Consider the following 12,420-nt stretch of genomic DNA (forward strand, 5'->3'; position numbering starts at 1 on the left):
CTCCTACACTGATTTCGTTCCTGTTTATTTCACTTCCAAAACCACTACCGAAAATGGTGGCAAAGTCACAGTCCACTCGTCTCCCTTTTTCTTGAAGCCTTTGAAGCTTTTGGGGGAAATTACTGTTCCATTTTCAAATGAATTGTAGTCCTGCAATTTGTCAGAAGCCAAAATCTCACCGCTCATTTTTTTACTATTCGTCCCGAGTAATTTGAGGCTCACTGCCTGTGACTCTTTCGAATCGATATTGACCAACGAAATATGCATCACGCCCTCACTATCTACAGAGGCCGAACCCGATACAGCTGGCAGTTTCTCTCCCTTGTATTCATAATCAGCAGTCGTCAACTCCATCGGTAGCAAAGTTGCGTCTTGGTGCACATTGTACATTCTCATCACGTGGTAGGTAGGTGTCAAAACCAGTTTCTCTTCATTGGTCAAGATCACAGCTTGTAGTACATTAACGATCTGCGCGAGGTTGGCCATTTTGATTCTATCGGCGTGGTTATTGAAGATATTGAGCGTCGCTCCAGCTATCATGGCATCACGCATCGTATTTTGCTGATACAATACGCCCATTGTTTGGCTTTCGGGTGCATCATACCACCCACCCCACTCGTCCACGATCAAGTCTACTTTCTGCTCAGGATCATACTTGTCCATAATCGCAATATGCTTCGTAACTAACTCCTCCATAAAGAGTGCTGATTTCATCGTAGCAAAATACAGCTCTTCACTGAAGTCTTTGGCAGGGCCTTTTTTCCCCCAGTCGATTACCGAGTATGAGTGCAAGGCGACTCCTTGGATGAGTGGTTTCGGGATGTCACGCATCAGCACCTCTGTCCAATTATAATCCGCTCCATTCGCACCAGATGCGATTCTATATAGTCCATCAGAGTTGGACCAATCCGTCATGAATGTACTGTACTGTCTGAATAAATTGGCATAGAACTCAGGTGCCATGTTGCCACCGCATCCCCACATTTCATTGCCTACCCCCCAGTATTTTACATTCCATGGCTCGGTACGACCATGCTCTATTCTCAGGTCAGACATGGGGCTGCCTCCTGTGTGATTGACATACTGCACCCAATCCGCCAATTCCTTTACTTGTCCACTTCCTACATTGCCCGCCAAATATGGCTCTGCATTGATGCGCTCACATAGGTTGAGGAAATCATGTGTACCAAAACTGTTGTCCTCTGTAGTACCGCCCCACCATTGGTTGACGATGCTCGGTCGATCGGCACGATCACCGATCCCATCCATCCAGTGGTAAGTATCCGCAAAACAGCCACCTGGCCATCTGAGTACCGGCACTTTCAGTTCGATCAGTGCATCGATGATATCGGTTCGGACTCCTTCTGTATTGGGTATCGCTGAGCTATCACCTACATAAATCCCGTCATAGATACATCTACCTAAATGCTCCGCAAAATGACCGTAGATATTTTTGTTGATCGTATGTTCTCCTTGGTCCGCATTGATGATGACGGTTGCTTTTTGGGCCTGTACACCAAGCGCAAAAACAAACAAAGCCGCAAACATGATTATTCCTTTTTTCATTACTTTATATATTTCTCCTGATTATTAAACAGTACTAATCACTCCTTTTGTCCCTAATTGAATGAGTGAAAGGAGTAGTCTTAAACCTTTATTTAGCTTCTACTCTTAAAACTGTGAAAGAGTATGGCTCAAGTTGATAAGACAATTTTTCAGAGTCTAATGTTTTCTTCTCTGTTCTTGGACTGATTTTATTCCCTTCATCCAGGGTATTGACAGCCTCTAGCTCTTTGCTAGAAAGCACCTCAGCGGTCACTTCAGTACCTATAGTAGCCCCTGCGACATCAAAGCTGGCCTCAACTGCTGCTTCGCCAGTATTCACGATTTTGATAATCAACTCTCCAGCATTTTCATCTCTGGTGGCAGTAGCGTACAATCCATTCTGTCCAGTCACTGGTTTGCCGTCTTTTTCGAGCGGAATCACGTGTGTACCTGGATTGGTAGCGTACATCTTCTGCACGTAGTAGTTGGCCGTGCCATATGAATCGAGGTTATCGAACCAAATCAAATCTGGTGTCCACTGCCAACCTTCTGCATGAGCAAAAAGAGGCGCATAGGAGGTCATCGTAACTAGATCGGCATTTCGCTCCAGACCAGTTAGGAATGCTGCTTCTGAAAGAGCAGTCTCCCAGTTGTTCTTATTGTCTGGGCTAGCTACACCTACACTTTGTGCGGCCCATTCGCCTACGAAAAGTTTAGAACCTGTGCGCTCATAGTTGTCATACCAATCCGCATTTTTCATAAACCAATCAGGATTGCGATAAAAGTGCTCATCCACAATTTCTGGTTTCAGCCTTTTCCATTCTTTCCAGAGGTACTCAATCTCCTCTTCGCCATTAGGGAAGATAGACCCATCTGACCCAGTCGCTGCAATAATCTGTATTTCGGGATACTTTGCTTTAACAGCGTTGACGATTGGCACATACCTTTCTACATATTGTGGACCCCATTGTTCGTTTCCTACACCGAGCATCTTGAGGTTAAATGGTTCGGGGTGTCCCATATCGGCACGCAATTTCCCCCATTTGCTGTCCGTTGATCCATTGGCAAATTCGATAAGGTCAAGCGCATCTTGGATATAGGGATCCAATTGATCCAGCGGAACCAACTCTCCAGTATTGAACTGACAAGCCATACCACAGTTGAGAATGGGCACAGGTTCTGCCTCCAAGTCCTCAGCCAACAAGAAGTATTCGTAAAATCCAACACCAAAACTTTGATAATAATCCGGTGCAGGTCTATGGTCAAACTCAAAATTCCAACGGTTGATGGTCACTACCCGTTCATCGACATCCCCAACTGTATTTTTCCATTGATATCGCTGGGATAAATCGAAACCCTCCACGATACACCCACCGGGGAAACGCAAAAACCCTGGATCCATATCGGCGAGCAATTGCACTAGGTCTGCTCTCAATCCATTTTTTCTTCCCTTCCACGTATCCGTTGGGAAAAGGGAAACCATGTCTATGTCAACAGTTCCTTCTCCTTCGAACCAAATTTTCATCGTACCTTTTGCGTCCGTTTTAGAAGGGGTCAATGAAGTAGTTAGGGTTTGCCATTCGTTATTGATGCCATCCACTCGACTATTAGCGATTACTTCACCTTTTGAGTCCAATAATTCAATTCGGATGGCTGAGACCTTACCGTCCCCCCCTCTGACCTGAATGCTAAAATTATGAGGGAGTCCCTCCTTGAGGCCCATTCCTCGAAAGCCTTCATTCAACAGTCCTGCTCCAGAACCTTGATCCTCGATTTGTACACGCATGAACCTAGTGTTTCGTGGATTGTTAGTGTTGATAGGTAAAAATCGAACGCCGAGCCCCTTGTCTTTGAGTTCGGTCCACCCACGCAAGGGTTTGTCAAATTCAAAAGATCGGTTTTTGACCAACTCAGCATACAAGCCGCCATCGATGGCAAAATTGATATCCTCGAAGAAGATGCCATACATCGTAGGCTCTACCTTGGCAATGGTTTTGCTCGCGTCGATTTGAAAGGTATGCGATGCGGCAGTTTCGGTCTGCGTCTCGGACGGAGTAGTACCACAACCACAAGCAAGCACAACTCCCACTCCTAATCCCAGTATTTGATTTATTATTTTATTCATCGTTAATTCATTTCTATAGAAAAAGCCATTTGGCCTGATTATCATTTTGGTATACAGTATCAATTCCACTATTGCGTTTTCTTTCCCCAAAGCGAAACCCCAGAAGAATTCAACCCAGCAAAAACAAGTGTCAGCTCTCTAGGAGATGCCTCCCAATCCACTTCACGCTCGACATACAGTTTTGTATTGCCAATCGTAAGGACATTGTCTGCTTCATCAAACGACCATGCGCCCGTTAAAGCACCTGTAGCTTCCCCATTTGCTGATAGCGTGAGCGCTACTGATGTTTGCTGTGTTCGGTACTCGTATCGTAGTGTGATAAGCTCCCAATTTCCTGCTAGGTCAGCTTCGCTGATCTCTGTCTCTGGGACTCCAGTATATCGCTCAGGCATGACCACTGGCCAACCGCCTTCTGTCCATCTCACTTTTCGGACATGCCCCATCATGATGGCATTGCTATAGGCATTGCCTCCTGTGTTAGCTGGCAGACGCGCCTGTGAAGCGTAAAACCAATCTCCCGTTTCTTCATATTGAAACATGGCATTGTGCGCAAAACCAACCCATCCAGAATGATTGTTAAACTTGTAAGGGTGAGTAACAATTGGGTAGACATCTCCACCATTCGTCACACTAGCACCATCATATCCCTTGTACGGCCCTGTTACATTTTCTGATCTGGTGACTCTCGTATTGTAGGGTACATCCAGACCGTCATAGGCCAAGAACAAATAGTAATACCCAGTTTCTTCACTATACATCACCTCTGGCCCTTCTGATCCCTGCCATCTTGAGCCGTTTGTTCGGGTGTAGATATGTGTACCCCAAGTGGATTCATCATTGATATCAAATTCATGTAATGGCAATCCTGTATCCGAGTCAATTTGAACCGCTGCAATACCGCTATGCCATGAACCATAAAACATCCAGTGTTCACCCTCAGGAGTAACGACGTAAGAGGGGTCGATGGCATTGTATTTAAAATATCCACTCCAGTCGTTAGTCGACGATCTAGACCAGTCAGTTCCTCGATCAGAAACAGAGCAAACGACCATCCCCTTGTCTTCCCAATTGTTCGAGGAAGGGTCTGTCGTTTCCATCATACCTATGAAGGCTCTTTCTGTCCAAGTGTTATCAAAATTTTCTTCAGACCATGGCAATCCATTACCAATCAAATTATCAATAATGATGCTGTAATACATTCGGTAGACATTGCCGACCTTACGGACCACAGGAGCCCAGTGTCCAAAAGCGGGATTGTTGATTGGAGCCAAACCCACTGCATCTCGCATACTGTTTAGCGTATCTTTTACCCATGTTGGTGTCACTGACATAGAAGCTCCCATATAGGACCAATTCACTAAATCTCTGGATCGGCGACCATGAAAATGTCCATGTCCATCATGGGCATTGCCATAGGAAGCATTGGTACCATACATATAGTAGTAGTCTCCATCAAAAACTACACTTGGGTCATGTACATTGGCCAGGTTCCAATCAGAGCGATCATTCCAAGAAGCCATCGCTGCATAGTCGTCAGCGTATGTGGGAATGGTGTAGGTGGTATCAGTCACTTCATCTTCATCCTCCTTTACGGTGATGCCTGTAGGCTCTAAATCATCATTGTTGCACCCTATAAGTAATAGAGCAGCTAGGGTGACAGATAAAAACAGAAAATACTTATGTCTCATTTCAATTATATTTTTTATCAATCCGACGGGTATAACTCAGCACTTTGTTGAAATTGCCAAATACTGATACGCCAAATATTTTACTAGTATGTTTAGGGGATAAGTCCGTCTGTTTAACATTAAAAGCACCCTTATCGACATACAAAAGCACATCGATAAGGAGGCTCTGATTTTATAGAATGATCCCTAGTTTACAATAGGGCGTGCATCCCATTTATCAGCAGGTTCATTTTTATTGGCTGAATTGCCTACCAAATTAGGGTTGGCATTTAGCGTACCTTGGAATATTGGAAAATACTCATTTCCAGGAGTGTAGGTATTGAACGATGAGTTACTAGCAGTTGCTGCAGTCAAAGCATCGGTGTTGGCTGTACCATCTGTCACATAATATCCATGCTCAGTCAACTGCTGCAAACGTGCAGCATCGTAGAAGAATCCCCAACGGATCAAGTCAATACCCCGACCGTTTTCGCAACCGAATTCTTTAGGACGCTCTACATTGGCAATTTGCTCGAAGAGATGATCGGCAGTTGGAAAATCTGCCAATTGAAGCTCTTCGAGAGCCACACGCTCACGCACTTCGTTGATATAATCGATAGCTTGTTGATTTGGGCCACTGATTTCATTGATACATTCTGCTGCTCTTAACAATACATCGCTATATCGCATCAAACGTATATTCACCCCGCATTGCAAACCATTAGTAATGGAAGCATAGATGTTGTTCCTTGCATTGGTAAACTTGGCAATTGATAACCCACCCTGAGCAATGTTCGATCGAGGTGATTCTGTTATTTCAGCTTGGTAAACAATATTGCTACGAGGATCGCCTTCTGGATATGCAGCCGTAGAAATGTCTGTATAGTTGCTGTACTCAGGTTCGTACGAAACCAATGTCCAGTACAAACGAGGGTCAAGTCGTCCATCCGTACTATTCTCTGCTTTGAACAGGTTGTACAACCAAGGCGAACCCGCTAGATCGCCCCAGCTACCCAAATCCTGAGAAGCAAAGTTGCTTTCTACTGCATGACCCTGAGTAGCCACTCTACTGATATTTACTGGAGTCCACTCTTCGTCGGTTCCCCCTGTACCAAAATCCATAAACTGAACCTCAAAAAGGCTCTCTGAATTGTTTTCGGTACTTTCTCTGAAGTTATCACCATAATCTGCAGTCAGGGCATAAGTCCCGTAGGTACCTGCTATGATATCTTCCAAAATAGGTAGAGCTAAATCAAACTTATGACGAAACATCAATGCACGAGCCAAATAACCCGCAGCAGCACCACTGGTTGCACGACCTTCTGCCCACTCGCCTCCGGCATCTCTGGATGGTAGGATATTCATTGCCTCCGTGAGATCCTTCTCTATTTGATCAAACACTTCGTCTTGCGTGTTGTTAGACGAATAGAGTGTTTCTAAGTCTGAGTAAGCAGCATAATCGGTGATCAAAGGTACATCCTGGTAATAAGTAGCCAGATGATAGTACGCCAAAGATCTCAGAAAGAGTGCTTGTCCTTTGATCTCATTGTATGCATTCTCAGACATTTCTACTTCATCTACATTCGACAAAATAAAATTGGCACGGTTCACCACATGATAATTGTCTCTCCACGGCCATTCATCACCAATTCCGATGGTGCCTGGAGAATTAAAATTATCATATTCTAAATACCACTGTTGAGATGAGTTCCATACCTCATCACCACGAACCGCATCCAATGTATAACCTACACGGGCAAATGTACCGTCGAGACGAATACGGTTGTAGCATGCAATCACTACTTCTCTAAGTTCTGTCTCAGAATCCCCAAAATCAAAGGTCGTCTGATTGTTTGGGTTCTCAACTTCGAGTTGGTCGCTACAGGCCACCATGCCTACGATCAGCACCAACGTTGTTAGAATTTTATATATACCTTTCATATTGATCCCTTATTTTTAGAATGAAAATTGAACTCCGCCCATGACGGTTCGTGGTGTTGGGTACGATGCGTAGTTGTATCCAGGAGTGAATGTACCTCCAGCAAAATCCACATTGTATCCTTTGTATTTAGAGAACACGAACAAATTTTGCCCCGTGGCATAAATGCGAACGTTGTTGATATAGTCTCCAAACCAACTATCAGGAAAGTTATAGCCAATTTGAATATTGGCTATTTTCAGATAAGTAGCATCCTGAATGAAGCGCGAACTGAACATATCGTTGGTAATGTCACCATTCGATCTATTGGCTACACGAGGTACATCAGTATTGGTATTTTCTGGTGTCCAAGCATTCAATAAATCCGTGCTCTTGTTGAGCGCACCATAGGAACTACGCAAAGTCACATCAACAAAATCTACCGCTTTGAAACCTGCCGCTCCGAATGCCATGACACTCAAATCCAACCCTTTCCATTCCACACGAGCATTCAGACCGAAACTGTATTTAGGCAAGCCGCTGCCCAGATAGGTTTGATCTTCATTGGTGATTTGACCATCAGGTATTGGATTACCCTCCGCATCAAATGCACCAGCAATGTCTGCATAGGCTACATCACCAGGCTGTGCACCAGGCTGATCAATAAAATTACCTTCTGAGTTGACACGGTTATCGATTTCATCTTGCGACTGAAAAATCCCCTCATAAACATATCCATAGAAGGAACCTATTTCACGGCCTACCTCTGTACGAGCCGTACCATCGGTACGAGGTGCATTTAATACACCCAACTTTGTCACCTCATTGGTGAGGGTAGAAAAGTTAGCAGACACATCAAATTTCACTTCATTGTTATAGTTGTGATAGGCTAACAAAAACTCCATACCTGAGTTGACCATCGTCGCTGCATTCATCTTTACTGCTGCATTGGTAAAACCTGCCTGAGCTGGAACAGCTACATCATAATGGAGGTCTTCTGCCGTGGCTTCATACCAATCGAAGGTAAACTCTAATTGATCATCGAACAGCCCCAGATCAAGCCCAATATCAAGGGTTTTCTTCTTTTCCCATAAGAGTCTTTCATTTACAAAACTAGAGATGGCCGACCCCATCACTACACTATTTTGATAGCTATAAGTATAATCTCCTCGCGCCATAGTGGCCATATAATCATAGGGTCCCAAGTTCGAAATATTGCCTTGTTCACCATAGCTACCACGGATTTTGAACAAGCTTATAGTCGATTCACTGACAGGAAAGAAGCCCTCTCGGTCTATACGCCACCCCACAGAAGCCGCTGGAAATATATCCGTATTGTCATCAGGTGAAAGACGGCTTGATGCATCTTGACGAACAGTTGCAGAAAACAGGTATTTCTCATCAAAATCGTAGTTGATACGACCAAAATAAGATTCCATCAAGCTCACTTCCTCGTATGTAGATGATTGCGTCTGTTCAGAGTTATTTACTTGCAGGTAATAAGGCTCGGTCATGTTGTTACCTATACCTGTAAGTCTATTGTGATCCCAACGCTGAAAAGACTGACCCGCCAGCACATTGACATGATGACGGCCGAATTGACCATCGTAATTGATCGTGTTTTCTATCAAAGATTCCGTATAGCTACGGTGCTCCTCTGTCAACGTCTCATTGCTCTTGGTCAAGTAGTTTGTTGTACTTTGTATAAAAGCAGGCACAAACGTAAAATCCTTGACATGGGTCTTGCTGTACGACAAGTTCAGGTTGTAACTCAACTTGTGTTTGCCGCTCTCAGCATTCAACATTTCTAAGAAGTCCACATTGGCAGACCCTGAGGCTACTATACGATCTACTGTAGAGTTTCTCTCTAACAAATTATTAGTGAGCAAAACGTTGGTTACACGAAGGTCACCATGAATATCGTCATAGTAAGTGCCATAACCATAGGAATCGTATTGGTACCCAGATGCTGGAGAAAGCGTACCATCCAGAACCCAAGTAGATTCATCGTAAGCCTTGATGGTGGGAGGTGTAATGAGCGCTGAGGCCATCACTGGAAATTGAGAACCATATAACCCCTCTACATACTCATTGGCATTGCTAAGAGCCATATTGTCCTGATCGCTGTGACTGTACACTACGTTCGTGTTGAATTTGATAAACTTCACATCCATCGAATTTTTGAATCGAGCCGTGTAACGGTCAAAATTCGGCCCTGCACCTTCCATGGTTCCTTCCTGAGTGAAGTAGTCCATCGCAACGTTGTAAGTATTGTTCTCACCACCACCTGACAGGTTGATGTTGTGGTTTTGGCGAATACCTGTTTTGAAGACTTCATCGTACCAATTTGTATTCACTTTTGCAGTACCGTCGGCGTTGTACAAATAGTTTTCACTATTTGGATTGTAACCAGAAGGCACATCCAGACCACTGTTGCCAAATACATCGGTCAAGTGTTGACCATACTGCTCAGCATCCATCACGTCATAAACATCTTTCTGTACTTGGTCAAACCCTATGTATCCGCTATAATCTATCCTCATGGGTTGATCCTTTTTACCAGACTTGGTAGTAATGATCACTACTCCGTTGGCAGAACGCGCACCATAAATAGCCGCCGCAGAAGCATCCTTCAAAACCTGTACTGATTCGATATCGTTGGGAGAGAAATCTCTAATCGTTGTTCCCATAATCACCCCATCAACTACATAGAGAGGCGAAGTATTACCAAAGGATCCCATACCACGAATACGTACTGCAGGATCAGCACCTGGCTGCCCGTCAGATGTAATTTGAACACCTGCCACTCTACCTTGCAGCATAGTAGAGATGTTAGAATTGGAGACTTTCTTCATCTCCTCAGTGTCCACTATCGCCACTGAACCCGTGAGATCAACCTTGCGCTGTGTACCATATCCCACTACTATCACCTCATCGAGTTCGGTTAAATCTATACCTAATGTGATATTACCTAGTACAGACCTTCCACCAACGATCACTTCTGTACTTTTAAACCCTATGAAAGAAACTACCACCGTAGCATCTGAAGGAACAGTAAGTGTAAAATTACCATCGATATCCGTAATGGTTCCATTGGTAGTGCCCTTTTGTGTCACGGTAGCGCCAGGAAGTGCCTCTCCCGTATCATCGATGATTTTACCAGTTACTGTGATATCTTCTGCTTGAGCCCTAGCCATCACATCGGCATTGTTAGTACCTGCTGCGTATGTTGCAGGTACGAGCGCCAGCACCCCTAACAGTATTATATATAAATATTTCATTGTTTCAGTATTTTTTATCCTAGTGATTATTCAACAATTACGAGGTAAGCTCCCTCTAACACGAGTGCAGCATTCAAATCCGCACTGTCTACCGCTATACCCGTATACTCTTGGAAATGTGTATCCCCATTAGCATAAGTAACATCGTAGCGTATATCCGCGGTATCATCACCATTGTTTGTCACAGTGATCTCTATATAAGAGCCGCTTATATTTGCTGCGAACACATCCCAATTCCAGTCACTAGTGGCCGTAGCTATACCTTCATAGCCAGTTCCCCATCCGAAGTTGTCCATTCGAACTACTCCATTTTCAGTCCCGTCAGCTTTGCGAAGGATTGTACTAGGACTGTGGTAAGAATTAAGACCGTTGGAGTAGCAGTACATTTTGATCGTCGTGCTAGATCCAGAAGCGACTGTATAATCATCAGAAAAATCTGACCACCATGGAGTCGTCATATCCGTAAGACCTACTTGATCGATTCCCTGAGTCAGCGTCAGTGGAACCGTAGTTGTTACAGTACTAGAGGATCCTACGTAGGACACTTCTGCGGTTTGTGCACCAGCAGCAGCTGTGATCGTACCGAACTGTAGATTTTCGTTTGATATCACCCCCGTCGTAGCATCCGAATAGGTCGCTGTTACTACCAATCCCTTAGTATTAAAAACAATAGGGTCAGTATTGTAGAAGTAATAGCTCGTAATATCCGGCATAGTCGTCACGTCCATACTGACCACAGAATTGGTCACCTCCAAATTGTAATAAGTTGATACCGCTTGGGTAAATTCTCCAAGTTTGGTTTTGCTGTAAGCAACTACTACAGTCTTTTCGCCCAGTGTGGTCATATCAGGCACCACATTGAATGAGATGTCAGTGGAGTCCACTTCGGTCGATGATCCGTCTTCGTAAGTCACGGTAGCCACTGCACTACCCCAAAAGTTTTCATTGCCAATCTCCACTGTGGCAGGTGCCCCAGTTACAGCGATCGATACAGGATTGTAATCCACTACTACCGATACATTCGATGGCAGCAGATAAGCCGTCTCCATCTCTACATAGCTAGCGTCCATTACCAAAAATGCGTTGATATCATCGGCAGCAGACACGGGCTGATTATAGGTCATCACCATCTCGATACCATTGGTACCTTCTACAGTAGCGGTCACATAGACGTTGCCCGTCACCGAGTGATCTATTTCAAGAGACACATAAGCACCATCCATCGTCGTGCGGAATAGATTCCAGTCCACTTCTTCAGGATCAGAACCTTCGATCACTGGATAATCCTGGGCCACAAGGCCAAGGTCAAAATCTGTATTGCCCCAGCCAAACGCATCTGAACGCAAGACAAAGTATTCTGCATATCCTTCGCCTTCTCGATCCGCTACATTGTTGACTACCGCTACATTCCAGTTGTTCCAGTTGTTGACGCTACCTCCATTATGATTAATAAACTCTAAGTGTAAGAGCTTGTTTGAAGGGATGGTAAAGTAATCAGAGAATGCTGTCCACCAAGCGGAACTATAATCTTCAGCCCCTACTATCGCCGTAGCGATATCGATATAAGTCGTATCACCTGTATCTATACCTGCTTTCGCAGCTGCGACCGAGTCAATTCTAGCTTGTAGGTCAGAAGGAGCATCTATCCTATAGATTTCGTCCTCCTCACAGCCAGCTAAGGCAAATGCTATAAAAAACGCTGCAAACAAAACGCAACTCATTAGTCTAGTTTTTTTCATATCATACTTAGTTCTTAATTGTTAAAAAATTTAGTCTACGAGATGGATCATGACCATCCTTATCGTAAAGGTTACCAATGAGGATAAAAACGAGGTGGAGCTATGTCTTTTTGGGTTGGACTATTGTACAACCACACTATAAACC

The 12,420-nt window shown here is 44.3% G+C and carries 6 protein-coding genes; all 6 read right to left on the reverse strand.

Annotated elements, in window-relative coordinates; translation table 11 throughout:
* Nucleotides 1-24: 24 nt before the first annotated feature.
* The 6 genes from BUB99_RS17305 to BUB99_RS17330 all read right to left on the reverse strand — a co-directional run bounded on the left by BUB99_RS17305 (nucleotide 25) and on the right by BUB99_RS17330 (nucleotide 12,275).
* Nucleotides 25-1,566, reverse strand: a complete 1,542-nt coding sequence (locus BUB99_RS17305; RefSeq protein ID WP_073124639.1) for an alpha-N-arabinofuranosidase — start codon at nucleotides 1,564-1,566, stop codon at nucleotides 25-27.
* 88 nt (nucleotides 1,567-1,654) lie between these two features.
* Nucleotides 1,655-3,670, reverse strand: coding sequence for an alpha-L-arabinofuranosidase C-terminal domain-containing protein (locus BUB99_RS17310; RefSeq protein WP_073124737.1), 2,016 nt, complete (start codon nucleotides 3,668-3,670; stop codon nucleotides 1,655-1,657).
* A 68-nt stretch (nucleotides 3,671-3,738) separates the two neighbouring features.
* Nucleotides 3,739-5,358, reverse strand: a complete 1,620-nt coding sequence (locus tag BUB99_RS17315) for an arabinan endo-1,5-alpha-L-arabinosidase (protein WP_073124642.1) — start codon at nucleotides 5,356-5,358, stop codon at nucleotides 3,739-3,741.
* A gap of 186 nt (nucleotides 5,359-5,544) precedes the next feature.
* Nucleotides 5,545-7,278, reverse strand: a complete 1,734-nt coding sequence (locus tag BUB99_RS17320; RefSeq protein WP_073124643.1) for a RagB/SusD family nutrient uptake outer membrane protein — start codon at nucleotides 7,276-7,278, stop codon at nucleotides 5,545-5,547.
* A 15-nt stretch (nucleotides 7,279-7,293) separates the two neighbouring features.
* Nucleotides 7,294-10,536: a SusC/RagA family TonB-linked outer membrane protein gene (locus BUB99_RS17325; RefSeq protein WP_073124645.1), complete on the reverse strand. Its 3,243-nt coding sequence runs from the start codon at nucleotides 10,534-10,536 to the stop codon at nucleotides 7,294-7,296.
* A 26-nt stretch (nucleotides 10,537-10,562) separates the two neighbouring features.
* On the reverse strand, nucleotides 10,563-12,275 hold the full coding sequence (locus BUB99_RS17330; RefSeq protein ID WP_073124647.1) for a hypothetical protein: 1,713 nt from the start codon (nucleotides 12,273-12,275) through the stop codon (nucleotides 10,563-10,565).
* Between the last annotated feature and the right edge of the window lie 145 nt (nucleotides 12,276-12,420).

The organism is Reichenbachiella agariperforans (genome assembly GCF_900142205.1).
In the GTDB taxonomy this organism is placed as follows: domain Bacteria; phylum Bacteroidota; class Bacteroidia; order Cytophagales; family Cyclobacteriaceae; genus Reichenbachiella; species Reichenbachiella agariperforans.

Excerpts from the sequence above, each read along its gene's own strand:
- BUB99_RS17330 (WP_073124647.1), bottom strand. The coding sequence starts at position 12,275 with ATGAAAAAAACTAGACTAATGAGTTGCGTTTTGTTTGCAGCGTTTTTT.
- BUB99_RS17320 (WP_073124643.1), bottom strand. The coding sequence starts at position 7,278 with ATGAAAGGTATATATAAAATTCTAACAACGTTGGTGCTGATCGTAGGC.
- BUB99_RS17315 (WP_073124642.1), bottom strand. The coding sequence starts at position 5,358 with ATGAGACATAAGTATTTTCTGTTTTTATCTGTCACCCTAGCTGCTCTA.
- BUB99_RS17325 (WP_073124645.1), bottom strand. The coding sequence starts at position 10,536 with ATGAAATATTTATATATAATACTGTTAGGGGTGCTGGCGCTCGTACCT.
- BUB99_RS17305 (WP_073124639.1), bottom strand. The coding sequence starts at position 1,566 with ATGAAAAAAGGAATAATCATGTTTGCGGCTTTGTTTGTTTTTGCGCTT.
- BUB99_RS17310 (WP_073124737.1), bottom strand. The coding sequence starts at position 3,670 with ATGAATAAAATAATAAATCAAATACTGGGATTAGGAGTGGGAGTTGTG.